The organism is Labrys sp. E2SS-1L, from assembly GCF_057073705.1.
Genome location: NZ_CP172712.1, coordinates 1073675 through 1095457 on the forward strand (window position 1 = coordinate 1073675; position 21783 = coordinate 1095457).

Consider the following 21783-nt stretch of genomic DNA (forward strand, 5'->3'; position numbering starts at 1 on the left):
CCACATGTCGCCGTCGATCAGGCCTGCTTTTCGGCTTCGGCGGCCTGCTTCGGGCCGCCGCGGGCGACGCCGACCATGGCCGGGCGCAGCACGCGCGAGCCGATCGAATAGCCGACCTGCACCACCTGGGCCACGGTGCCGTTGGGCACGGAGGGATCGGGGATCTCGAACATCGCCTGATGGAAATTGGGGTCGAACCGCTCCCCCTTGGGGTCGAGCTTCTTGACGCCGTGCTTTTCCAGCGAGCGCAGCATTTCCTTCTCGGTGAGTTCCACGCCCTCTATCAGCGCCTTGACGGCGGCATCGGTCTCGCGAGCCTCGGCAGGGACGCTCGCCAAAGCGCGTTCCATGTTGTCGGCGACGCCGAGCATGTCGCCGGCGAATTTGGCGATGGCATATTGGCGTGCATCGTTGAGTTCGCGCTCGCCGCGGCGGCGCACATTCTCGATCTCCGCCATGGCGCGCAGCACGCGGTCCTTCAGCTCGGCATTCTCGGCCTGCAGCTTGGTGAGAACCTCGAAGGCATTGTCGTTCACGGCGGTCTGGTCGGCGCCGGCTTGTTCGCCACCAGCCTGGCCCACGCTGTCCGCCGCCGTCGGCGCCGCCGGGGCGGCCGCCTCGGCCGCAGCGCGGGTCTCGGTTTCGGCTTCGGGTTTGGTCTTGCTGGTCATTTCACCTTTTCCAACTCATGTTCGGCCGGGATATCAGCGTCCTGGCCGATAAAATCAAGGGTTGATGCTGCGAACAACCTCAATCCGCCCATTTTGAGTCAACGCCGATGGCGCTCGACCAGCGCCAGGGCGGCAGCGAAGGCGCTCTCGACATCGAGGGCGGTGGTGTCGAGCACATGGGCGTCGGGCGCCGGTTTGAGGGGGGCATCGGCGCGGCCGGCGTCACGGGCATCGCGCTTGCGGATATCGGCGAGCACGGATTCGAAAGGCGGGGCATCGCCGCGCTTCTCGAGCTCGAGGTGGCGCCGGCGTGCCCGGATCTCGGCATCGGCGGTGACGAAGATCTTCACCTCGGCGCCGGGCGCGATCACCGTGCCGATGTCGCGCCCATCGAGCACGGCGCCGCCGCGCTGATGGGCGAAGCGACGTTGCAGGTCGAGCAGGGCCTTGCGCACCTTGGGGTGGGCGGCGACCACCGAGGCCGCTTCGCCCATTTCCCGCCCGCGCAGCCGGTTCTCGTCGAGGCTGCCGACATCGAGCCCGTCGGCGATCTCGGCGGTGGCGTCCGCATCCTCGAGATCGAAGCCGCCATCGATGGCGGCCCGTCCGACGGCGCGATAGAGCAGGCCGGTGTCGAGATGGGGCAGGCCGAGATGGGCGGCCAGGCGCTTGGCCAGGGTGCCCTTTCCGGAGGCGGCGGGGCCATCAATGGCGATGATCATGACGAGGCACCAGGACTAAACATCAGCGACTACACATCAGCGGAGGAAGGCGGAGTTTCCGCCGGTAAGGTTACGGTCGCGGGTCGCAGCGTCGGGCGACCCTGAAGCACGATGAGGCGTGCGGAGCGCTCGGACGCTGTCGCGACATCCGCTCCGAAGAGCCGAAACAGGCATATGGCTTCGTCTCCGGCCGCCTGCGGCGCGACGACGCGGGTCTCACCGGGCGCATTGAGGCCGGCGAGCAGCACGGCCGAGATCGCCAGGTCCGGCTTGATCGGGGATGAAGTGCTGCCCTCGGGCATCTGCCAGAGGATCGGCACCGCGTCGACGGCACCCCGCAAGGTCAGGGGCAGGCGTGTGCCCTCGGCCGAGGTGACGATCTCGGCGCCCATCCGCATCAGGGGCACCAAGGCAGGCGCTATCGGGCAGGCCCGCAAGGGGGGATCGCCATCGAAGCTGGCCGTTACGCCGTGGCTGGCGGCAACGCCCATCATCAGGACAGCGCCTGCCAGGGATCCCCCCAAATCGAGGCTGCCTTCCGGCGAGAGCAGGCCGCCGACCCCGACGCCGTGAATGCGCCAGCTTCCGTCCGCGGCGCGCTCGATCGCCGCACCCAGCCTGCGGCAGGCCTCGGCCGTTGCCAGGATGCCATCGCTTTCAGGAAGGTTCTCGATACGCGTCTCGCCCACGCTGAGGAGGCCGAGGACGATGGCGAGCAGACCGGCTGTATCGTCGCGTGCCGCCAGGGTTGCCCGACCCTGCTCCGGGGACCGGTGCGCAGAAAGCGAAACGGCGTGGGAGGGCGATGCGGGCAAGGAGCGGCTCCGAACAGGCGGAAGGAATTTGCGGCAGGGCGGAATGCCGATGGCGAGGGGCTCGGCCCCGCATGGGCAGACCTGGAAGTCTGCCCGGCCAAACGCCCTAGCATGGATGGCCCGAAGGGCAAAGCCGGCGGTGGGAGGAATTCTTGATTCAACCCCTTGCCAGATCGCGAAAAAACGCCATCTTTGCGATTCTGATTGACATAGGGGCTTCTAGTCTGTAGCGGCCTCGCACTTCGATTTCCGACATAAGGTACACGCCGTGGCCAGACCCGAACTTGGCACGAAACGCGTCTGTCCGACGACTGGGCGCAAATTCTACGATTTGAACAAGGATCCGATCATCTCGCCCTATACCGGCCAGGTGGTCACCATTGCAGCACCGCTCCTGCGCGGCCGTCCCGACGCGGTCGCTCCGCGCGCCGCCGATCAGACCGAGGACGACAACGATCTCGATCAGAACACGGATGCCGAACTGATCAGCCTCGAAGAGGCCGATGACGAGGCGAGCGCCGCCAAGGCCGTGGTCGGCGACGACGACATCGATGTCGAGGATGATCCGGGCTCCGACGACACCTTCCTTGAGGAAGACGAGGACGAGAATGACGACGTCACCGATCTGATCGGCGATGGCATCGAGGACGACGAGGAAAGCTGAGGCTCGCAACGAGCCCGTTCAGGGACGCGGAACCGGCCCGGAGCCGCGTCTTTTCCCCAATCGAAAGATTTTACAAAATTTCTTCACAAGACGTCTTGCATCGGGCCGCGAAACGTGACAAACGAGCGGCCCGTCGGCGGTGACGCCGAGGGACACCGAAGCAGCTCCCAGGCCGCTTCGCAAAAGTGGGGTCATAGCTCAGCTGGGAGAGCGCTACAATGGCATTGTAGAGGTCGGCGGTTCGATCCCGCCTGGCTCCACCACTTCCTTCCGGACTTCGATGGCAAAAGTCCGGTTCCACCAAGCCCGCCGGCATCGAGCGGGCTTTTTTATTGCGCGACGAAAGCCCCCAAGGATTGCATTGCCTCTGTGCTGATGAGCGCCTAGAGTTTGATGGCGTTCCGTTCGGTTATCTCGAATGCCCGTCGATCATTGCAGCTCGATTGCTGCTTGCCGAGTTCGCCTGGTTCTGTGTTTCGTAGGCGATAGCCCGGATGACCGGGGTCAGCGAAAATGACCGAGGCAAGAGATGCCAAGCAAAGGGAGATAAAGCATGCGCTTTTCACTCAAGGCCTTGTTCGCTGTCGTCATGATGTTCGGCGGACTGGCTCTCACTTCGGCGCCGTCTTCGGCCCTGCCGGTTGCGCCGGTCGAGCGGACGGCCCCCATGGCAAATACGCTGGAAGGCACGGCCCAGGTCCAGCAGGCGCAGTATTACTATTATCGCCGGCACTACCGGCCGCGCTATTATCGGCCACGCTACTACAGGCCCTACCGGTATTATCGCCCCTATCGGCGCTATTATCGGCCGCGCTACTACTATTACCGGCCCTATTACCACCGCCGGTACTATTACGGCTATCGAGCCCTGCGGGTTTCGTCGTCGGGAGGCCCGCTGGTCGGGCCTCCCGATTCGATGTGGAACCATGACCCGATCCATGCGTTCTCACCGCGGGGCCAGCAGGGTCCCGTCTCGGTGCCATAGCGTCTAGCGAAGCCGGCAGCCTTGCCGCCAGTCGCAGGGATTGCCTTCAGCGGGCGTGCTTGGCTCCAGGCCTCACAAGAGGGGTGCAGTATGGAGAATCCGCAAGTGGGTTGGATCGGAGCCATCATCATCGGCGGCCTGGCGGGGTGGCTGGCCGAAATGTTCATGAAGAGCGATATGGGCATCCTCATGAACATCATTCTTGGCATCGTCGGCGCGGCCGTCGCCAATCTGGTGCTGGGCATGTTCGGCGTGGTTCTGGGTGGCTGGATTGGGTATCTCATCGCCGGATTCGTCGGAGCCTGCATCCTGATCGCGCTCGGAAGAATGCTGAAACGATCCGCCTGAGGCGCCGACGACCTGCGCCCGGCCGCTACCGGACGATGGGTGCGGGGCACGGCCCAGCCAGCGAACGCTGCTGGAGAACCCGGCCGGGCCGTGGCAGGGCGAGAGAGAGGCCCGATGCCCGGCCATGCTATCGTTGGCTTGCGACAGTTTCGTAACAAGTGCAGCGGGCTGTCGGGCTTCAGAGGCTGCGGGTTTGTGCCATGAAGCGGTCGAGTTCGATGAAACCCGCGCTCCCTTCCATCGGCCCCTGCATGGTCACGGTGTGGGCGCCTGCGGCATTGGCATAGCGTAGGGCCTCCGCGACCGGCTTGCCGAACCGGCGCGCCACCAGAAATGTTGCGCCGAAGCAGTCGCCCGCGCCGGTCGGATCGATTTCGGTCACCGCAAAGCCGGGCATGTCGGTGCGGCCCTCCTGGCTGAAATGGCTGGCGCCGCGGGCCCCGCGTTTCAGCACGATCTCCCTGACGCCCGTCGCCAGCAGGCCCGCCACCGCCTTGTCCTCGTCGCCCTCGCCGGAGAACAGCGACAATTCCTCGCCGGAAGGCAGGAAGAGATCGGTTGCCGCCAGTACGGTATGGAAGACCGCCTTGCTGCCGTCGCGCAGCATCTCGCGCCGGATATTGGGGTCGAAGGAGACTGTGCCGCCGCGTGCCTTGAGCCCCGGCAATGTCTTCAGGATCATGTCGGCGACCGCCGGCACCGGCAGTCCCGAACCCATGATGTGGAGATGGCCCGCTTCGGCGAGCACCGCCTCGGCCTCGGGCGTGGCGGCGATGCGCCCGGCGGCGCTGTCACGCATGTTGTAGACGAAGGCGCGGCCGCCATCCGGCCGGTAGCGTACGAAGGCGCTGCCTGTGGCCGCTCCCGCATGCACGGCCACGGCCGAGACGTCGACGCCGTCGCGCCGCAGGCGCTCGAGGTTCAGCGTACCGAAATCGTCGTCGCCCACGGCCGAGACGATCGCGGCGGGATGGCCGAGTTTGCCGACCTGGTCGATGAAGATCGCCGGCGCACCGCTCGGGAAGGGGCCGACCAGGGGTTGCGGCTCCAGGAAGCCGTTGCCGGTGGTGGTCGCCATGATCTCCACCAGGATCTCGCCGATGGTGACGATCTTGCCTGCAAGCATGGGAGGTTCCTCGATATCGGAGAAAAGGGGGCCAGGCCTGGGGCCTAGCTCTGGAACAGCGTGATGGGCTGTTCACTGGCATAGATCGCGCTCTCGTCGATGGAGAACATGCGCTGGTGCATCAGGAGGGCGCCGCCAAGGGCCGGGCCTTCAACGCCGAGAGCGGAAACCTCGATGCGCGGCAGCGGAAAGCCCTCGAGCAGTTCGCGCTGCATGGCCTTGCTGACCTCGGCGGCGACATGGGTGAAGACCGGCGCGACAGAGCCGCCGAGAATGATCAGGCCGGGGTTGAGCACGCTGGTGACCTGGATCAGGCCGGCGGCGAGGCGTTCGCCCCAGGCCCGCGCGGTGGCCACCGCCGCGCCTTCCCCGCGCGCAAGGCCCTGCAGCAGCCTGTCGAGATCGGCCTCGCCGCCCTGGCTGCGATAGAAGCCGAGGATGGCGTCCTTGCCGATATAGCTTTCCAGATGGCCCGGCTTGGAGCGGCCGGCCTGGACACTGTCGCCGCCGAGCACGATCTGGCCGAATTCGCCGGCAAAGCCGGCTGAGCCGCGCAACAGGCGGCCGCCAATGACGATGCCGCCGCCGGCACCGTTCTCGATCAGCAGGAAGGCGACGGTCTCCGAGCGATGCGTGGTGTCGCGATAGGTCTCGGCGATGGCGAAGGCATTGGCGTCATTCTCGATCGAGATCGCGGGATCGAGCGAGGGGAAGCGCCGCTTCAATCGATCGGTGACCATCTCTCTCAGCTTCACGTCGCGCCAGCCGAGCATGAGCCCGTTGATCACGGTGCCGTCCGAGGCCAGCAGGGCCGGCAGGGTCACGCACAGGCCGCGCAGGCGCTCGGGCCGATCGAGGCTTTCGATGGCCTCGGCGATCAGCGCGACCATGCGGTCGGTGCCGGCCTCGGGGGTTTCGCGATAGGTCGGGAAGGGCAAAGTGAGGCGCAGGATCTCCTGTGCCAGCATGTCGATGGCGACGACCGTAAGCCGGTCGACGCCGATCTCCGCGCCCAGAAAGCTGGCGCCGGCAGGATCGATCTGCACCCGGATGCCAGGGCGGCCGGTCTTGCCGGCATTCTCGCTGCGCGGTTCGTCGCGGCGCTCGACGGCGAGGCCTTCCGTCATCAGGCCGGTGATGATGTTGCCGGTGGTCGAACGGTTGAGGCCGAGGGCCCGGGCGAGGTCGGCCCGGCTCATGCCAGCGTCGCGGAACAGGGCATTGAGAGCCCTGATTTCATTGAGATGACGGACGGTTTGCGGCGTTGCCAAGATGGGGAGATCCGCTCGGAAGGGAGGAGGAGACTACAATGTCTTGCGACCCGATGGAATCGTCAAACCGCGCAAAGGCTCGTCGAAACAACGTGTTAGAACAGCGTTGTCCCGGTTGCTTCCATGGATGGCGCATGATGCGAAGCGGGGCGGGCGAGCGGGCCGCATAGCAAGCCGCCTTCACGGCGTGCGGGCCGTCTCGGCCTTGCGCCGGGCTTCGGCGTAGCGATCGTCGATGAAGGCCTTGGCGCGCTTGGCGAGCTCGACATTGTCGGTCCAGGTGTTGCGCCAGATCGCGCAGATGATCGAGAGATCCTCGTCGACCACTTCGGAGGAAAAGCTCTCGAAGGTGATCCAGTCCTCGTAGCCGCTGGCAACGAGGGCGTCGAAAATGGCGGGGAAGTCGATCACGCCCGAGCCGAGATAGCCGCGATTGCTTTCGCCGATGTGGAAATAGCCGAGCTTGTCGCCGGCAAGCCGGATGGCCTGTACGGGATCGGCTTCCTCGATGTTCATGTGGAAGGTGTCGAGGTGCAGGAAGATGTTGTCCGAACCGGTATCCTTGATGAAGGCAAGGCCCTGCGCGGTGGTGTTGAGCAGGTTGGTCTCGAAGCGGTTGACGATTTCGAGATTGAGGCTGACGCCGGCCTGCTTGGCCTTGTCGGCCAGGCGGGACAGCGCGGCCACGCTGTTGTCCCAGCCCTTGCGCGTGGGCAGGCTGCGATATTTGGTATGGGCCGAGAAGATGATGCCGCCGAGCTTGTGGCCGCCGAGATCGCGCGTGATGGCGACCGCGTCGGACAGGATCTCCTCGCCCCGGCGCACCACGGCGGCATCCTCGCTCGAAATGTCGCCTTCCAGGGGCAGGCCCATGGTGACTGTCACGGCGAGATCATAGTCCTTGAGGCGCTGCGCCAGCCAGGACACATCGAATTTGCGGGGATCGAGACGGGGAAATTCGATCAGCTTGTAGCCGAGACGATGCGACTTCTCCATCGCGCCTTCGAGATCCTGCTGGGTGGTGCCGCCCGTCCATACGAAGGAATGAATGCCGAGTTTGTCCATGGTGGATCCTGCCCTGTTGCGCCGGCCGGGTTCCGTCCGGAACGTGCCGGCTCGATCATGCTTTTTTGGTCTTATTTGTTGTGAGTAGCAGCAAACTTCTTTTCGTTCAAGCAAGGCCGCTCGCGTCCTCTCGGCGATTGCTATCCGATGGTCGCAACGCCCAGTCCCGGCCGCTCGGCGCGGGCGGCAACGAAACGAAGGCCCTCGCGCGCCCGATGGAGGGCCGGATTGTCCCGCCGGGCGGCATGGAGCGCATAGATCGAATGGGAGAAGGCCGGTGCCCCCTTCACCAGCCGCAGGCGCCCATCGGCGAGGAAGGGCGTGACCGCGCCGGCGCGAAAATAGCCCGAGCCCCCTACCGAGAGAATGTGGGTCAGCGCCAGGGGCCCGAGCGAAATCGCCAGGGGGGCGGCGGAGAAATCGGGAAAGGCGGCGCGGTGGTTGAGGGCGAAAGCCGGCCCCCAATCGACCTGGATGTAGCTGTCGCGATCCACTGTCCCGTCGGCGGCAGTCGTCACCAGCACCAGTTGTTCCTCCACCACCAGTTCGGCGACGATGTCGCGATATTGCGGTGGATTGTAGAGCGTGACCAGATCGAGCGAGCCTTCCCTGACGCGCTCGACCAGCCGGGATGGCGTATCGACCTCGACGCGCAGAGCGACGCGCGGGCATTCGCGATGCATCCAGGCCAACCAGTCGGCGAGAAGGGGATGCCAGAGGCTGAGCTCGCCGCCCAGGCTGATGCCGTCCTCCCGTCCGGGCGGCAGCGCGACCTCCTGCCGGGCGCGTTCCCACACCTGGACCAGGGCGGCGGCCGGTCCGACGAAGCGCTCGCCGGCCGGCGTGAGCCGAGCCCCGGCCTTGTTGCGGACGAAAAGGCGGCGGCCGATCTGCTGTTCGAGGGCCCGGATGCGCGCGCTGACCGCCGTCTGCGTCAGATTCAGGCGCTCGGCCGCGGCGGCGAAGCTGCCGTTCTGCGCAATTTCCAGGAAGGTTCGTGCAAGCCCGATATCCATGAAAATAAGATTATGGATTTTGCATTGAACTGCAATAACAATGCGTTTGTCTGAGTTCATTTCCGATGTCACAACTCCAGGACCGCCTGATGCGGCAGGACGGATCCGCCGTGCGGCGGGGCGTCGGCCCGGTGTCTGGCCTGGCGGAAGCAAGACGCGTTTCGATCGAAACGCGGTGGTATCGAGTGAAATGGCATGACGGACGACAGGTCTCCCGAAACGATTGCCGCCAGCAACGGCATGGCGGCCGACAAGGCCTTCCGCGCGGTGGCTCCGCCTCTCTACCTCGCCAGTTCCTACGCCTTCGGCGGCTTCGAACAGGCCGGGACCTATGAATATGGGCGTACGCGCAACCCGACGCGGGACCAGCTTGCCGAGACGCTGGCGGCGCTTGAAGGGGGGGCCGGCGCTGTGGTTGTCGCCAGCGGCATGGCGGCGGTCGATCTGGTGCTGTCGCGCCTCAATCCCGGCGAGACCATCCTGGCGCCGCATGACTGCTATGGCGGCACGCAGCGCCTCCTGGCCATGCGTGCCAACAAGGGCCAGTTCAACCTCACTTTGGTCGACCAGACCGACGAGAACGCACTCGATGCCGCCATGGCCCGGCGTCCAGCCCTGGTGCTGGTCGAAAGCCCCAGCAATCCCCTGATGCGCGTCGTCGACATCGCCGCCATCGCCGGCAAGGCCCATAGGGTGGGGGCGGCGCTTGCCGTCGACAATACCTTCCTCTCGCCGGCGCTGCAGAAGCCGATCGGCCTCGGCGCCGATTTCGTCATCCACTCCACCACCAAATATCTGAACGGCCATTCCGACGTGATCGGCGGCGCGGTGGTGGCTGCGAGGGCCGAGGATGTTACGGAGCTGGCTTTCTGGGCCAATCTGACCGGTGTCACCGGTTCGCCTTTCGATGCCTATCAGACGCTGCGCGGCGTCCGCACCCTGTTTCCCCGCATCGAGCACCAGCAGCGTTCCGCGGGCGCGATCGCGGCTTTCCTGGCCGGCCATGACGGCGTTGCCGCCGTGTATTATCCGGGCCTGCCAGGCCATCCCGGCCACGAGATCGCCCGGCGTCAGCAGGCCGGTTTCGGCGCCATGCTCAGTTTCGAGATCGCCGGCGGCCCCCTGGCCGTCAAGCGCTTCGTCGAGGCCGTCAGGGTGTTCACCCTCGCCGAGTCGCTCGGCGGCGTCGAAAGCCTGGTTGCCCACCCCGCCACCATGACCCATCTCGGCATGGGTGAGGCCGCGCGGGCAGCCGCGGGCATCAAGGACAGCCTGTTGCGGCTTTCGGTGGGGTTGGAGGCCGAGGGCGACCTGCTGGCCGATCTCGCCCAGGCGCTGGAGGCGGCTCGCCCGCACGAGACTGGCCGGCAGCGGGCGTTTGGGACATGATAGCCGTACCTTCGATCAGGGGGCCGATGCCATGATGGAAGCCGATCGCAACGACGCCGACGATGCTGTGCGTCCCTTCGCCTCGTCAGCCTGTTTCGCTCATGAGGCCGAGGGCGGCCAGCTCGATACCGCAGCGCGGATGCAGGGCGAGCGTCGCGCGGAGATCATGGCCTGGCGCAAAGGAGAGCGGGCGCGCCTGATCGCCGAGCGCCTGGCCATGCCTGTCGATCTGAGAACCGGGAAGACCCAGGCGATCGCCGGACATCTCGATGCCGTCGTCGGCGATGTCGCCGGGCGGGTGGTGAGCTTCTACTGGCCCTTGCGGGGCGAGCCCAATCTGCGTGACTGGGCCGAGGCGCTCGCCATACGTGGCGCAATCACGGCTCTGCCGCTGGTGGTGGAAAGGAACGCGCCGCTGGTGTTCCGCACCTGGCGGCAGGGCGAGAAGCTGGTCAAGGGCTTCTGGAACATCCCGGTGCCCGAGGGCGGTCGCAAGGTGGTACCCGACATCTGCCTGGCGCCGGTGGTCGGCCATGACGCCCGAGGTTTCCGGCTCGGTTACGGCGGCGGCTATTTCGACCGCACGCTGGCAAGCCTCCCGGCGAGCGTAGTGGCGCTCGGCGTCGGCTATGCCGAGGCGGCGATCCGTACCATCCATCCCCTGGCGCACGATATCCCGCTCGACGCCATCGTCACGGATCAGGGTGTACGGCGCTACCCCAGCGATTGATGGGCTCTTGCCCACCAAGAGGGCAGTGGGAAGCGCCGAATTTCATCGGGAACCTTTGGAGACGGGACGCATCCAATCACGCGTTCCCAACGAGGTATCGACTCCGATGTCCCATCCCGGTCTGCAGATTCATCCGGTCGACGACCTGATCGACAGGGCGATCCGGCGTGAGCCCGAAGCTATCCGTACGATCACGACGCAGCACAATCGCCGCCTCTATCGGATCGCCCGCAGCATCCTGCGTGACGACGACGAGGCGGAGGAAGCCGTGCAGGCCGCCTATATGCGGGCCTTTGCGGCGCTGCCGGCCTTTCGCCGCGATTCCAGCCTTGCGACCTGGCTGACTCGCATCGCCATGAACGAGGCGCTCGGCCGCGTGCGGGCAAGGCGGCCCGCAATCGGGATCGAGACGGGTAGGGCCCTTCTGGCCGGCGAGGTGATCCCCTTCCCAATCCAGGCCATGGCGGCCGATCCGGAGCGGACCATGGCCCAGAGACAGATCCAGTCCCTGCTGGAAATGGCGATCGACGAGTTGCCGGCGATCTACCGGGTTGTCCTGATGGCACGGCTGGTCGAGGAGATGAGCCTGGAGGAGACGGCGGCGCTGCTCGGCCTCAGGCCCGAAACGGTGAAGACCCGTCTGCACCGGGCGCGCCGCCTGCTGCGCGAGGCATTGGAGCGCCAGGCCGGCCCGCATCTGATGGACACCTTCCCATTCGACGGCTGGCGCTGCGAACGCATGACGCGAGCCGTGATCGAAAAAATTCTGTCCAGCCCCTGAGGCAGCGGAAACCAAGTCGCGGCGCCGGCATCCAATCTCCTGCAGACGTCTTTGCACAGGAGAAATGCCATGTTGATTGCCAGGCTTGCGGGAACGGCAGCCGTTCTCGCCATTCTGACCGCCGGCGCGCCGGCCCGGGCCGGCGGCCTTACCGATCCGCAGATCGCCCATATCGCCTACACGGCGGGCGTGCTGGACATCGAGACAGCCAGGCTGGCGCTGAAGAAATCGAAGAACAAGGAGGTCGTGGCCTTCGCCCGGAACATGGTCCATGACCATGAGGCCGTGAACGGCAAGGCGCTTGCGCTGGTCAAGAAGCTGCAGGTCGCGCCCGAAGACAACGATGTCAGCAAGGGTCTGGTCAGCCAGGCCGAAGCCAAGCGCGCCAGCCTTGCGGCTCTCGAGGGGCCGGCCTTCGACAAGGCCTATGCGGACAATGAGGTCGGCTACCACAAGACCGTCAACGCCGCCCTCGCCGATACGCTCATTCCGGCTGCCGGCAATGCCGAGCTCAAAAGCCTGCTGCAGACCGGGCTCAAGATCTTCCAGGGTCATGAACTGCATGCCGAACATCTGGCGGGCTCACTGAAATGAGGCGTCACTCCGAGGCAAGAGCATCGTGCCGCGCCGCGATCGGCATTGCAGCCGGCATGATACTGCTCTGGGGCGGAACGGCATGCGCCGCCACGATCGCGATCACGGTCAGCGATCTTGCTTTCGAGCCCGCCGTCGTCGAAGCCCGGGTCGGCGACGTCATCGAATGGCGGAACGCCGATTTCGTCGGCCATACTGCGACAGACCGTAGCGGCCAATGGGACGTCGCCCTGCCGGAGGGAAAGAGCGAGAGCATCCCCATGACCGCGCCTGGCGTGATGTCCTATTTCTGCCGGTTTCATCCGCAAATGACCGGCATCATCCGGGTGAAGCCGAAACTGTGACGGCCAGACAGTGCCGGCAAGAGCGCCGGCATTGTCTTTTCTCCCCCTAGGGGCGAGAGGTGGGCCTCGCCTTGCAGCCCGGCTCCCGCGGTGACATGCTGGGGTCCTGCCTATTCTCCGCGCAAGAAACGCACTTGCGCCGGCAGCCCTGACATTCTATGTAAAATGCCCTAATTACACATTTTCCAATGTGAAAAGGGCCCATAGGCGCCAATGTCCCGCACCCTCTCCCCTCATCTCAAGCGGCTCGAAGCCGAGTCGATCGGGATCATCCGCGAAGTCGCGGCCGAATTCGCCAATCCGGTGATGCTCTATTCCATCGGCAAGGATTCGGGGGTGATGCTGCATCTGGCCCTGAAGGCGTTCTATCCCTCCAAGCTGCCCTTCCCGCTGCTGCATGTCGACACGACCTGGAAGTTCAAGGACATGATCGCGTTCCGCGACGAGATCGCCAAGCGCTACGGGCTCGACCTGATCGTGCATATCAACCAGGACGGCGTCGAGCGGGGCATCAATCCGATCACCTCCGGTTCCTCCCTGCACACCCAGGTGATGAAGACCGAGGGGCTGCGCCAGGCCCTCGACAAGTACAAGTTCGACGCGGCCTTCGGCGGCGCCCGCCGCGACGAGGAGAAGAGCCGCGCCAAGGAGCGCATCTTCTCCTTCCGCACCGCCAACCACACCTGGGACCCACGCAACCAGCGCCCGGAATTGTGGTCGCTCTACAACACCAAGATCCGGCAGGGCGAATCGATCCGCGTCTTCCCGCTGTCGAACTGGACCGAGCTCGACATCTGGCAATACATCCTCGAAGAGGACATCCCGATCGTGCCGCTCTATCTTGCCAAGGAGCGGCCGGTGGTGTTCCGGGCCGGCACCATGCTGATGGTCGACGACGAGCGCCTGCCGCTGGAGCCGGGGGAGGTGCCTGAGATGCGCCGCGTCCGCTTCCGTACGCTCGGCTGCTATCCGCTTTCGGGCGCCATCGATTCCGAGGCGACCTCCGTGGCCGACATCGTGCGCGAAATGCTCACGGCCCGCACCTCCGAGCGCCAAGGCCGCCTGATCGACAATGACGAATCGGCCTCGATGGAAAAGAAGAAGCGCGAGGGCTATTTCTGATGAACGCTGCTGCCCCCCAGACCCAGCTCTCGCTCGCCGAAATGCTCAAGCCCCGCGAAAAGGGGCTGCTGCGCTTCCTCACCTGCGGCTCCGTCGATGACGGCAAGTCGACCCTGATCGGCCGGCTGCTCTATGATTCCAAGCTGATCTTCGAGGACCAGCTCGCCACGCTGGAAAAGGATTCCAAGCGTCACGGCACCACCGGCGAGGACATCGACTTCGCCCTCCTGGTCGACGGGCTGGAGGCTGAACGCGAGCAGGGCATCACCATCGATGTCGCTTATCGCTTCTTCTCCACCGCCAAGCGCTCCTTCATCGTGGCCGACACGCCCGGCCACGAGCAATATACCCGCAACATGGCGACGGGGGCCTCCACCGCCGATCTCGCCGTGCTGATGATCGATGCCCGCAAGGGCGTGCTGGTGCAGACCAAGCGCCATGCCACCATCTGCTCGCTGCTCGGCATCCGCCACATCGTGGTCGCGGTCAACAAGATCGACCTGGTGGATTATGATCGTGTCGTCTTCGAGAAGATCGTCCACGACATTCTGGCTTTCACCGCCAATCTCGATTTCACCTCGGTCACCCTGATCCCGATCTCCGCACGCTTCGGCGAAAACGTCTCGATGCGTTCGACCCATATGGACTGGTATCACGGCCCGATCCTGATCGAGCATCTGGAGACGATCGACGTCGCCTCCGATGCCGTGAAGAAACCCTTCCGCTTCCCGGTGCAATGGGTGAACCGGCCCAATCTCGATTTCCGGGGCTTTTCCGGCACGCTCGCCTCCGGGACCATTCGTCCGGGCGACAGCGTCACGGTGGCGGCCTCGGGCAAGACCTCGGTGGTGACGCGCATCGTCACCCAGGACGGCGACCTCGAGGAGGCCGTCGCCGGCGATGCGGTCACCCTCACGCTCGCCGACGAGATCGATGCCGCCCGCGGCGACGTGTTCTCCCGCACCACCGAGCGGCCCGACGTCACCGACCAGTTTGCCGCCCACCTGATCTGGATGTCCGAGGACGCCCTGCTGCCGGGGCGCTCCTACATGCTGCGCATCGGCACCAAGTTCGCGCCCGCCACCATCACCTCGATCAAGCACAAGATCGACGTCAACACCCAGGAGCATCTGGCGGCCCGCACGCTGCAGCTCAACGAGATCGGCGTCGTCAACGTGGCGACCGGCGTGCCGGTGGCGATCGACTCCTATGTCGACAACCGCGAGACCGGCGCCTTCATCCTGATCGACCGCGCGACCAATCAGACCGCGGCCGCCGGCATGATCGATTTCGCCTTGCGCCGGGCCACCAATATCCATCGCCAGTCGCTCACTATCGACAAGCTCGCCCGTTCGGCGCTCAAGCACCAGAAGTCGGCGATCGTCTGGTTCACCGGCCTGTCGGGCTCGGGCAAGTCGACCATCGCCAATCTGGTCGAGGCCGAGCTTGCCCATGCCGGCCATCACACCATGCTGCTCGACGGCGACAATGTCCGCCATGGCCTCAACCGTGATCTCGGCTTCACCGATGCCGACCGGGTCGAGAACATCCGCCGCGTCGGCGAGGTGGCCAAGCTGTTCGTCGAGAGCGGCACCATCGTGCTGTGCTCCTTCATCTCGCCCTTCGAGGCGGAGCGTGCGCTCGTTCGCTCCCTGGTCGAAGCCGGCGAGTTCATCGAGGTCTTCGTCGACACCCCGATCGAGGATTGCATCAAGCGCGATCCCAAGGGGCTCTATGCCAAGGCCCTGGCCGGCGAGATCAAGCACTTCACCGGCGTCAGCAGCCCCTATGAGCGGCCCGAGAATGCCGAGATCGTGCTGCAGACCGTGGGCAAGACGCCCGACACCCTGGCGCAGGCCGTGGTGAAAGCCCTGCGCGAGCGCGGCCTGCTCGACCACCAGGACGATTGGGGGCTGTAACCTATTTTCGAATAGGCGCTGGTGCCGGATACCGCCGCGATCTAGCATAGACCGGCTCGTCGTGATGAGATTCTTGCACGAGGAGCTGGCCTGTGTCGGGCCGGCCGGGTGTCCAGCGAGGCCTTGTCGGACCGGCATCATTGATCATGGGGCGTGATGGCTGGTTTGTTTTCCTTCAAGGGCCGCATCGGCCGGCATGCCTATCTTCTCGTCACGGTGCCGCTGGCTTTCGTCTATCTGGTCTGGATTGCCTGGTGGCTGTTCGCCACCTCCAGTTTCGACGACGAGGGGCCTGCCAAGATTTTCCGCATGAGTGCGATCGGCTGGGTCGTCTGCGCCTGGCCCTATCTGGCCGCCGGCTTCAAGCGCTGTCACGACCGCGATAAATCCGGCCTATGGTATGTCGGCTGGACGGCGGGCTGCCTCGGTTTCTGGATCGCAGCGATCATGGTCCAGCCCTTGTTGGCCTGGCTGGGCAATCTCATCGCGCTGTGGACCCTGGTCGAGATGGGTTTCATCAAGGGAACGCCGGGCCCCAACCGCTTCGGCCCGCCTGCCGACGAATGGCCTCCGCAAGCATAGAACCCCGTGGCTTGAAGAAATCGTCGTCGAGCAGGCGGGCCGTTGTCCCGCCCGGTACCTCAAGTTGCAGGCCGTTGGCGCAATATCGTTCCAGGTGTATCCTCGTTCCGGTGTTTTGCGATTGGACGGAAGCCTCTCGAATCGCAAAGACGCGTCGAACCAAAGAGATAGAGCAAACAAGCGCTCGCGCCTGAACGCGTTTTGCTCGAGGAAACGCCAGGCGCGACGAATGTAACATGGCACAGGCCGGTGCAAATGATGGCGGCATGACCGTCGGGCGGATGCTGCTCAGCCCGAAGGGCCGGATTCCTCGCTTCGACGCCTTGTTCGCCTATGCCTGCCTGGGCGTGATGTTCGCGGCGGCCGCCTTCGTCTGGGGTGGATGGGTATTCGCCTATTACCGCCGTGATCCGGCAGCGGCATTGCAGGTGATGCCTTGGACGCCGCTCGGAGGGCTCGGCCTCTTGGCGGGCTGGATGGGCTTCTGCATCCTGGCCAAGCGCTGCCATGATCGCGACCATTCAGCCTGGTTCCTGCTGATGGGACTGATCCCGCTTGCCAATCTCTGGCTGCTGGTCGATCTGTTTTTCTGGCGCGGTACCCGTGCTGTCAATCGCTTCGGCCCTGAACCGGAGGGCATGGCCAGCCAATGGCGGGCAGCGAACGAGGATCGTTGAAGGCAAGCTGACGGTCAAAGCCCAGGGATGCCGAAGAGGTTTCTCGCCTATGGCCTGCAAGGCCAAGGTGAGATGAAGACCATGGCTCGTATTGTGACAATTTCCTGAATTGTAAAGTGCCACGAGATCAGGCGGCCTGGCTGCTGTTCTTCTGTCACGCTGGAAACACGCTTCTCCACCGATCGAGATTGACGTCTTGTTTTCAATCGTTTGTGCTGATAGGCCGGCAAACATCGAAATCGCAAGAGCTGATGAGCAAAAGGGGTTGAGTGCGATGAATGAACCGACACTTGCGGAGAAATTGTTCAGTTTCCAGGGCCGGCTGCGCCGCAGCAACTACTGGATCTATCATCTTCTGCAATGGCTCGCCCTGTGCGTCGTCGTGGGAATCTTCTACGGCCTGGCGCTGACCGTGACGCCGGATAGTCCGCTCATCTATGTGCTGGGCGTGATCGGCATCGTCGTCTATGTCGGCTTCGTCTGGTCCGGGCTTTCCATCGGGGTTCGGCGCTGCCACGACCGCAACAGGAGTGGCTGGTTCCTGCTGGTCAGCTTCATTCCCCTCGTCGGCGCCATCTGGGTTCTCATCGAACTCGGCTTCCTCGACGGTACCCAGGGTCCCAACCAATACGGTCCCTCGCCCAAGGGTATCGGCGGCAACGAAGTCGCCGGTGTCTTTTCCTGAACAGCAAAGGGGCCGAACTCGTTCGGCCCCTGGTTTTCGGCGCTGAAGCGTTTGGCCCCAGATGATGCCGTCGCCTACGCCGCTGCGCTCAGACCAGTTTCCACGCCAAATAGAGCGCGGCGAGGGCGATCAGCCATAGGGCTGCATTGCCCCAGCGATTGCGGCGGGCCTCGGCCTTGCCGATCGCCTCGATGCTGTCGGGCAGCAGGGCAAAGCCCTTTTCCGCCGCCTCGTTGAGGCGTTCGGCCAAGGTCTCGGCCCGGTTGAGCAGGCTCGGCAGCAAGGTGAACGACTTGCCCGCCTCCAGCGTCTGCTGGCCCAGATCGCCGAGCTTGCCGAGCGGCCCGAGATTGCGCTCGATCCAGTCACGCACCACAGGATCGGCCGTCGCCCACATGTCGAGCTTGGGATTGAGCCGCCGGGCGACGCCCTCCACCACCACCATCGTCTTCTGCAACAGGATCAGCTCCGGCCGGGTCTTCATGTCGAAGAGCTCGGTGATCTCGAACAGCAGCGTCAGGAGCTTGGCCATCGAGATCTCGTCGGCCCGCTTCTGGTGGATCGGTTCGCCGATGGCGCGGATGGCCTGGGCGAAATCGTCGATCGAATGGCTCCGAGGCACGTAGCCCGCCTCGAAATGCACTTCGGCCACCCGCCGGTAGTTGCGGGTGATGAAGCCGTGCAGGATCTCGGCGAGGAAACGGCGCTCCTTCAGGCCGGCACGACCCATGATGCCGAAATCGACCGCCACGAGCTGGCCCGAGGCATCGATCATCAAATTGCCCTGATGCATGTCGGCGTGGAAGAAACCGTCGCGGATGGCATGGCGCAGGAAGGACTGGATGATGATGCGGGCGAGCTCGACGAGATCGAAGCCGGCCGCCTTCAGCCTGTCGATGTCGGACAGGGGAATGCCTTCGATCCATTCCAGCGTCAGCACGCTGCGGGCCGTGCGATTCCAGTCCGGTGCAGGGATGCGGAAATCGGGATCTTCGGCGATGTTCTCCGCCATTTCCGACAGGGCCGCTGCCTCCAGGCGCGAATCCATCTCGAAGGCGACGGTCCGCGCCAGCATGTCGACGGTCTCGACCGGCTTGAGGCGCTTGGAGCGCGGGTCGAGCCGCTCGATGGTGCGCGCGGCGAAATAGAAGGTGGAAAGGTCGGAGCGAAAGCGCCGGTCGACGCCCGGGCGCAGCACCTTCACCGCCACTTCGCGCTCGCCGTCCGCATCGCGGATGACGCCCTTGTGCACCTGTGCCACCGAGGCGGCGGCGACAGGCTCGGAAAGCTCGGCGAAGAACTGGTTCAGCGGCCCGCCCAGCGCCCTTTCGATCTCGGCAATGGCGATGGCCTGCGGGAAGGGCGGCATGCGGTCCTGCAGCTCTTCCAGGTCGCGCGCCACCGCAAAGCCGACGACATCCGGCCTGGTGGCGAGGAACTGCCCGAGCTTCACCCAGCTCGGCCCGAGCTTCACCAGGGCAGCCGCGAGGCCCTTGCCGCCGCTGACGTTGCGTTTTTCGACCAGCCGGCCGAGGCGCACCGCCAGTCGCGCCGGTGCCGGCAAATCATGGATGTCGACGAGGCCGAGCGCGCCCTCGCGGGCCAGCGTCCAGCCGGCGCGCATGAGACGAAAAGGGTCGAGGAAAGAAGCCAAGGGTACCAGCCGAATGAATTCGCGGGGAGGTCGATAGCACGCGCAGGCGCATTGGCAAACCTTCTCCCGATGTGGGCTTCAAGCTCTCCTCCCTCTTGCACATCGTCTTGCGAGGGTTCTATTTGCCGTCTGACCCAATGATATCGAGTTCAGGAAGCTTCCGTGACCATTCGCTACCACCGCGGCGATCTGCCCGACCTGTCCCGCTACACCACCAGCGCCGCCATCGATACCGAGACCATGGGCCTCAACCCCCATCGCGACCGTCTGTGCGTGGTGCAGCTCTCGCCGGGGGATGGCACCGCCGATGTGGTGCAGATCGCCCAGGGCCAGAAGAGCGCCCCCAATCTCGAGCAATTGCTGGCCAATCCCTCGGTCACCAAGATCTTCCACTTCGCCCGCTTCGACATTGCCGCGCTGCAGAACGCCTTCGGCGTGGCGACGAAGCCGGTCTATTGCACCAAGATCGCCTCGAGGCTCACGCGCACCTACACCGATCGCCATGGCCTCAAGGACCTGGTGCGCGAACTGCTGGGCATCGACCTCTCCAAGCAGCAGCAATCCTCCGATTGGGGCGCCGACACACTCACCGACGCCCAGCTCGCCTATGCCGCTTCGGACGTGCTCTATCTGCACGAACTCAAGGCCAAGCTCGACGCCACCCTGGCGCGGGAAGGACGTTCGGAAGTGGCGCGCGCCTGTTTCGACTTCCTGCCGACGCGGGCTCTGCTCGACCTCAATGGCTGGCCGGAGACCGATATCTTCGCCCATAGCTGAAGCCGGCGCCGCACGCCTCGCACCCGTCCGGGAGGCCTGGCGGGTGACGGCGGCGTGACGCGTTCCCTTCGGCACATTCCCCCTGCGCCCGAAATCTGCTATGAGGGCGCACCTGTTGCGATTTTCACCCAAAGTTGAGGAATTGCAGACAGGGATGGACGGCGCCTGTGGCGCCGGGTTGACGTCTCCACTTCGCATCGCAATATGATGGTCGGTGGCGATGGTTTCCCGCCGCTAGCAGCGTTTGGATAGGTATTCGTTTGGCCGATATCATGGATGCGCGGGTCAAGATCCCCCAACCCGCCATGCCTTCGCGTGAAAGCGCTTTCAAAGCTGCCCGCGCTCACAGCAGGCTGGTGCGTTTCCTGAAGTTTGCCGTGCCCGCAATAGCGGTTGCCGGAGCGGGTATTTTTGTGTTTCTGGCGGTGTTCAACCCCTTCGCGCCGCTGCCCATCGTCGTTCCCGATCCGGTCAAGCCGTCCGGCGAAGGCATTCTGGCCGTCGAAAGGCCGCATCTGACCGGTTCCAACAATCGCGGGCAGAAATATGACGTCACCGCCACCGGCGGCACGCAGAAAGTCAACGTGCCCGGCGTGGTCAGCCTTACCGGATTGAAGGCCGTGATCACCGCGCCCGACCAGAGCGATGCCACGCTGAGCGCCGAAACCGGTACCTTCGACACGGTTGGCCAGCTTCTCGATCTCAAGGGCGATGTGCGCGTCAAGTCCACCAAGGGCTATGACGCGACCTTGAAGAGCGCCAGCATCGACCTCAAGGCCAGCACGGTCAACAGCAAGGAGCCGGTCACCGTCAATCTCTCCTCCGGCACGATTTCGGGCAATGGCCTGAGCATCGTGCAGGGCGGTTCGAAAATCCTGTTCAAGGACGGCGTCAGCGCCAGCTTCAAGGTACCCTACAAGCCGGACGCGGAAGACGGCACGGACAGCGCCGACACGCCCGCTACCCCATCCGACGATGCGCCGGCTCCCGATGCTGCGGCTCCGAATGCCGCTCCCCCGAATCCAGCCAACCCAGTGCAGGGAAATCCCACCCAATGACGATGAAAATCCGCCGCCTGGTGCCTCTCGCGGTGCTGCCGCTCGCTTTGGCCCTGACGGCTGCCGATGCCGGCGCCGCCCCGAAGAAGGCGGCCAGCCCCTTCCAGGGTTTTTCCTCCGACAGCGGCAAACCCGTCGACGTCAAGTCGGACTCGCTCGAAGTGCATCAGGACGAGCAAAAGGCGGTGTTCACCGGGAATGTGGTGGCGACGCAGGGTGAATCCGTTCTGCGCACCAATGAGTTGACCGTCTTCTACGAGAATGTCGACAACAACGCCAAGGACGGCGCCGCCAAGGATGGCAAGGCCAAGGACGCCAAGTCGGGCGATGCCAAGCCGGCCGATGCCAAATCCGCGGATGCCAAGCCCACCGACCCGAAGGCCGCCGATGCCAAGCCGGCAGACGGCCAGCCGGCTGGCGATGCCAAGGCTGCCGAAGCGAAGCCTGCCGAGACGAAACCGGCCGACGCCAGCAAGGCGCCGGCCTCCGGTTCCGGCACGCCGGCCAGCTCCATCAAGAAGCTGGTCGCCCGCGGCAATGTCGTGGTCACCTCCAAGGACCAGAAGGCGACCGGCGCCAATGGCGTGATGGACATGGCCACCAATGTCGCCACGCTGACGGGCGGCGAGGTGGTGATGATCCAGGGTCCGAACGTGCTCAAGGGCACCAAGCTGACCGTCAACCTCAAGACGGGCATCGCCAGGGTCGAAGGCGGTGGCACCGGTGGTGTGTCGGGCGTCTTCACCCAGGGCAGCCAGAAGAAGAGCAATTGAGGGAGCAGGCCCGTG

General features: G+C 64.8%; 24 protein-coding genes and 1 tRNA gene. 17 read left to right on the forward strand and 8 right to left on the reverse strand.

The window, feature by feature from the left end; translation table 11 throughout:
- Positions 1 to 17: 17 nt before the first annotated feature.
- From grpE to ACIGJE_RS04905, 3 genes are all read right to left on the reverse strand, one after another.
- Positions 18 to 671: a nucleotide exchange factor GrpE gene (gene grpE / locus ACIGJE_RS04895; RefSeq protein WP_415082853.1), complete on the reverse strand. Its 654-nt coding sequence runs from the start codon at positions 669 to 671 to the stop codon at positions 18 to 20.
- 98 nt (positions 672 to 769) lie between these two features.
- Positions 770 to 1393, reverse strand: a complete 624-nt coding sequence (cmk, locus tag ACIGJE_RS04900) for a (d)CMP kinase (protein WP_311939783.1) — start codon at positions 1391 to 1393, stop codon at positions 770 to 772.
- A 29-nt stretch (positions 1394 to 1422) separates the two neighbouring features.
- Positions 1423 to 2208, reverse strand: coding sequence for a 3-phosphoshikimate 1-carboxyvinyltransferase (locus tag ACIGJE_RS04905; RefSeq protein ID WP_415082855.1), 786 nt, complete (start codon positions 2206 to 2208; stop codon positions 1423 to 1425).
- 268 nt (positions 2209 to 2476) lie between these two features.
- Between ACIGJE_RS04905 and ACIGJE_RS04910 the strand changes: the two genes are divergently transcribed.
- The 4 genes from ACIGJE_RS04910 to ACIGJE_RS04925 all read left to right on the forward strand — a co-directional run bounded on the left by ACIGJE_RS04910 (position 2477) and on the right by ACIGJE_RS04925 (position 4205).
- Positions 2477 to 2872 carry a TIGR02300 family protein gene (locus ACIGJE_RS04910; protein WP_311939779.1) on the forward strand — a complete coding sequence of 132 codons (396 nt, stop codon included), beginning with the start codon at positions 2477 to 2479 and terminating at the stop codon, positions 2870 to 2872.
- A 187-nt stretch (positions 2873 to 3059) separates the two neighbouring features.
- Positions 3060 to 3135: transfer RNA gene (locus ACIGJE_RS04915), tRNA-Ala, on the forward strand.
- 290 nt (positions 3136 to 3425) lie between these two features.
- Positions 3426 to 3857 carry a hypothetical protein gene (locus ACIGJE_RS04920; RefSeq protein WP_483679426.1) on the forward strand — a complete coding sequence of 144 codons (432 nt, stop codon included), beginning with the start codon at positions 3426 to 3428 and terminating at the stop codon, positions 3855 to 3857.
- A 90-nt stretch (positions 3858 to 3947) separates the two neighbouring features.
- A complete protein-coding gene (locus ACIGJE_RS04925) occupies positions 3948 to 4205 on the forward strand; it encodes a GlsB/YeaQ/YmgE family stress response membrane protein (protein WP_311939775.1) in 258 nt (85 codons plus the stop codon).
- 178 nt (positions 4206 to 4383) lie between these two features.
- Here ACIGJE_RS04925 and ACIGJE_RS04930 read toward each other — a convergent pair whose 3' ends face one another.
- The 4 genes from ACIGJE_RS04930 to ACIGJE_RS04945 form a co-directional block, all read right to left on the reverse strand.
- Positions 4384 to 5331, reverse strand: coding sequence for a tagatose kinase (locus ACIGJE_RS04930; RefSeq protein ID WP_415082859.1), 948 nt, complete (start codon positions 5329 to 5331; stop codon positions 4384 to 4386).
- Positions 5332 to 5375: 44 nt separating this feature from the next.
- Complete coding sequence (locus tag ACIGJE_RS04935; protein WP_367623695.1) at positions 5376 to 6602, reverse strand: ROK family protein; 1227 nt, start codon at positions 6600 to 6602, stop codon at positions 5376 to 5378.
- Positions 6603 to 6782: 180 nt separating this feature from the next.
- Positions 6783 to 7667: a sugar phosphate isomerase/epimerase family protein gene (locus ACIGJE_RS04940; RefSeq protein ID WP_415082861.1), complete on the reverse strand. Its 885-nt coding sequence runs from the start codon at positions 7665 to 7667 to the stop codon at positions 6783 to 6785.
- A gap of 140 nt (positions 7668 to 7807) precedes the next feature.
- Positions 7808 to 8683 (reverse strand): LysR family transcriptional regulator, encoded by an 876-nt coding sequence (locus ACIGJE_RS04945; protein ID WP_415082863.1) that lies wholly within the window; start codon positions 8681 to 8683, stop codon positions 7808 to 7810.
- A gap of 195 nt (positions 8684 to 8878) precedes the next feature.
- On the opposite strand from ACIGJE_RS04945, the gene metB reads away from it, so the two are divergent.
- The 10 genes from metB (at position 8879) to ACIGJE_RS04995 (ending at position 17506) form a co-directional block, all read left to right on the forward strand.
- On the forward strand, positions 8879 to 10072 hold the full coding sequence (gene metB / locus ACIGJE_RS04950; protein WP_415082865.1) for a cystathionine gamma-synthase: 1194 nt from the start codon (positions 8879 to 8881) through the stop codon (positions 10070 to 10072).
- Between the two features lie 31 nt (positions 10073 to 10103).
- Positions 10104 to 10802: a 5-formyltetrahydrofolate cyclo-ligase gene (locus tag ACIGJE_RS04955; protein WP_311939763.1), complete on the forward strand. Its 699-nt coding sequence runs from the start codon at positions 10104 to 10106 to the stop codon at positions 10800 to 10802.
- Between the two features lie 106 nt (positions 10803 to 10908).
- Positions 10909 to 11583, forward strand: coding sequence for an RNA polymerase sigma factor (locus ACIGJE_RS04960; RefSeq protein ID WP_415082868.1), 675 nt, complete (start codon positions 10909 to 10911; stop codon positions 11581 to 11583).
- A gap of 69 nt (positions 11584 to 11652) precedes the next feature.
- On the forward strand, positions 11653 to 12177 hold the full coding sequence (locus tag ACIGJE_RS04965) for a DUF4142 domain-containing protein (RefSeq protein WP_311939760.1): 525 nt from the start codon (positions 11653 to 11655) through the stop codon (positions 12175 to 12177).
- Complete coding sequence (locus ACIGJE_RS04970; RefSeq protein WP_311939759.1) at positions 12174 to 12521, forward strand: cupredoxin domain-containing protein; 348 nt, start codon at positions 12174 to 12176, stop codon at positions 12519 to 12521. The genes ACIGJE_RS04965 and ACIGJE_RS04970 overlap by 4 nt, the downstream gene beginning before the upstream one ends.
- A gap of 213 nt (positions 12522 to 12734) precedes the next feature.
- A complete protein-coding gene (gene cysD, locus ACIGJE_RS04975; protein ID WP_311939757.1) occupies positions 12735 to 13643 on the forward strand; it encodes a sulfate adenylyltransferase subunit CysD in 909 nt (302 codons plus the stop codon).
- Positions 13643 to 15562 carry a sulfate adenylyltransferase subunit CysN gene (gene cysN, locus ACIGJE_RS04980; protein ID WP_394313400.1) on the forward strand — a complete coding sequence of 640 codons (1920 nt, stop codon included), beginning with the start codon at positions 13643 to 13645 and terminating at the stop codon, positions 15560 to 15562. Before cysD ends, cysN begins: the two co-directional genes overlap by 1 nt.
- A 156-nt stretch (positions 15563 to 15718) precedes the next feature.
- On the forward strand, positions 15719 to 16144 hold the full coding sequence (locus ACIGJE_RS04985; RefSeq protein WP_415082871.1) for a DUF805 domain-containing protein: 426 nt from the start codon (positions 15719 to 15721) through the stop codon (positions 16142 to 16144).
- A 236-nt stretch (positions 16145 to 16380) separates the two neighbouring features.
- Entirely contained in the window at positions 16381 to 16821 is a 441-nt protein-coding gene (locus ACIGJE_RS04990; RefSeq protein ID WP_483679430.1) for a DUF805 domain-containing protein, read from the forward strand.
- Positions 16822 to 17095: 274 nt separating this feature from the next.
- Positions 17096 to 17506 (forward strand): DUF805 domain-containing protein, encoded by a 411-nt coding sequence (locus ACIGJE_RS04995; protein WP_415082875.1) that lies wholly within the window; start codon positions 17096 to 17098, stop codon positions 17504 to 17506.
- Between the two features lie 88 nt (positions 17507 to 17594).
- Here ACIGJE_RS04995 and ubiB read toward each other — a convergent pair whose 3' ends face one another.
- Complete coding sequence (ubiB, locus tag ACIGJE_RS05000; protein ID WP_394313517.1) at positions 17595 to 19130, reverse strand: 2-polyprenylphenol 6-hydroxylase; 1536 nt, start codon at positions 19128 to 19130, stop codon at positions 17595 to 17597.
- A 192-nt stretch (positions 19131 to 19322) separates the two neighbouring features.
- On the opposite strand from ubiB, the gene ACIGJE_RS05005 reads away from it, so the two are divergent.
- The 3 genes from ACIGJE_RS05005 to ACIGJE_RS05015 all read left to right on the forward strand — a co-directional run bounded on the left by ACIGJE_RS05005 (position 19323) and on the right by ACIGJE_RS05015 (position 21768).
- The gene (locus ACIGJE_RS05005; RefSeq protein ID WP_367623704.1) at positions 19323 to 19937 is read left to right on the forward strand and encodes a ribonuclease D; all 615 of its coding nucleotides are present in this window, start codon (positions 19323 to 19325) and stop codon (positions 19935 to 19937) included.
- A gap of 260 nt (positions 19938 to 20197) precedes the next feature.
- On the forward strand, positions 20198 to 20995 hold the full coding sequence (lptC, locus tag ACIGJE_RS05010; protein WP_415082877.1) for an LPS export ABC transporter periplasmic protein LptC: 798 nt from the start codon (positions 20198 to 20200) through the stop codon (positions 20993 to 20995).
- Positions 20992 to 21768, forward strand: a complete 777-nt coding sequence (locus ACIGJE_RS05015; RefSeq protein ID WP_311939747.1) for an LptA/OstA family protein — start codon at positions 20992 to 20994, stop codon at positions 21766 to 21768. Before lptC ends, ACIGJE_RS05015 begins: the two co-directional genes overlap by 4 nt.
- The last annotated feature ends 15 nt before the right edge of the window (positions 21769 to 21783 follow it).

What these genes read in the sequence shown, in the direction of transcription:
- grpE (WP_415082853.1), bottom strand. Translation starts at nt 671, where the DNA reads ATGACCAGCAAGACCAAACCCGAAGCCGAAACCGAGACCCGCGCTGCG.
- cmk (WP_311939783.1), bottom strand. Translation starts at nt 1,393, where the DNA reads ATGATCATCGCCATTGATGGCCCCGCCGCCTCCGGAAAGGGCACCCTG.
- ACIGJE_RS04920 (WP_483679426.1), top strand. Translation starts at nt 3,426, where the DNA reads ATGCGCTTTTCACTCAAGGCCTTGTTCGCTGTCGTCATGATGTTCGGC.
- ACIGJE_RS04925 (WP_311939775.1), top strand. Translation starts at nt 3,948, where the DNA reads ATGGAGAATCCGCAAGTGGGTTGGATCGGAGCCATCATCATCGGCGGC.
- ACIGJE_RS04930 (WP_415082859.1), bottom strand. Translation starts at nt 5,331, where the DNA reads ATGCTTGCAGGCAAGATCGTCACCATCGGCGAGATCCTGGTGGAGATC.
- ACIGJE_RS04940 (WP_415082861.1), bottom strand. Translation starts at nt 7,667, where the DNA reads ATGGACAAACTCGGCATTCATTCCTTCGTATGGACGGGCGGCACCACC.
- ACIGJE_RS04945 (WP_415082863.1), bottom strand. Translation starts at nt 8,683, where the DNA reads ATGGATATCGGGCTTGCACGAACCTTCCTGGAAATTGCGCAGAACGGC.
- metB (WP_415082865.1), top strand. Translation starts at nt 8,879, where the DNA reads ATGACGGACGACAGGTCTCCCGAAACGATTGCCGCCAGCAACGGCATG.
- ACIGJE_RS04955 (WP_311939763.1), top strand. Translation starts at nt 10,104, where the DNA reads ATGATGGAAGCCGATCGCAACGACGCCGACGATGCTGTGCGTCCCTTC.
- ACIGJE_RS04960 (WP_415082868.1), top strand. Translation starts at nt 10,909, where the DNA reads ATGTCCCATCCCGGTCTGCAGATTCATCCGGTCGACGACCTGATCGAC.
- ACIGJE_RS04965 (WP_311939760.1), top strand. Translation starts at nt 11,653, where the DNA reads ATGTTGATTGCCAGGCTTGCGGGAACGGCAGCCGTTCTCGCCATTCTG.
- ACIGJE_RS04970 (WP_311939759.1), top strand. Translation starts at nt 12,174, where the DNA reads ATGAGGCGTCACTCCGAGGCAAGAGCATCGTGCCGCGCCGCGATCGGC.
- cysD (WP_311939757.1), top strand. Translation starts at nt 12,735, where the DNA reads ATGTCCCGCACCCTCTCCCCTCATCTCAAGCGGCTCGAAGCCGAGTCG.
- cysN (WP_394313400.1), top strand. Translation starts at nt 13,643, where the DNA reads ATGAACGCTGCTGCCCCCCAGACCCAGCTCTCGCTCGCCGAAATGCTC.
- ACIGJE_RS04985 (WP_415082871.1), top strand. Translation starts at nt 15,719, where the DNA reads ATGGCTGGTTTGTTTTCCTTCAAGGGCCGCATCGGCCGGCATGCCTAT.
- ACIGJE_RS04990 (WP_483679430.1), top strand. Translation starts at nt 16,381, where the DNA reads ATGGCACAGGCCGGTGCAAATGATGGCGGCATGACCGTCGGGCGGATG.
- ACIGJE_RS04995 (WP_415082875.1), top strand. Translation starts at nt 17,096, where the DNA reads ATGAATGAACCGACACTTGCGGAGAAATTGTTCAGTTTCCAGGGCCGG.
- ubiB (WP_394313517.1), bottom strand. Translation starts at nt 19,130, where the DNA reads ATGCGCGCCGGCTGGACGCTGGCCCGCGAGGGCGCGCTCGGCCTCGTC.
- ACIGJE_RS05015 (WP_311939747.1), top strand. Translation starts at nt 20,992, where the DNA reads ATGACGATGAAAATCCGCCGCCTGGTGCCTCTCGCGGTGCTGCCGCTC.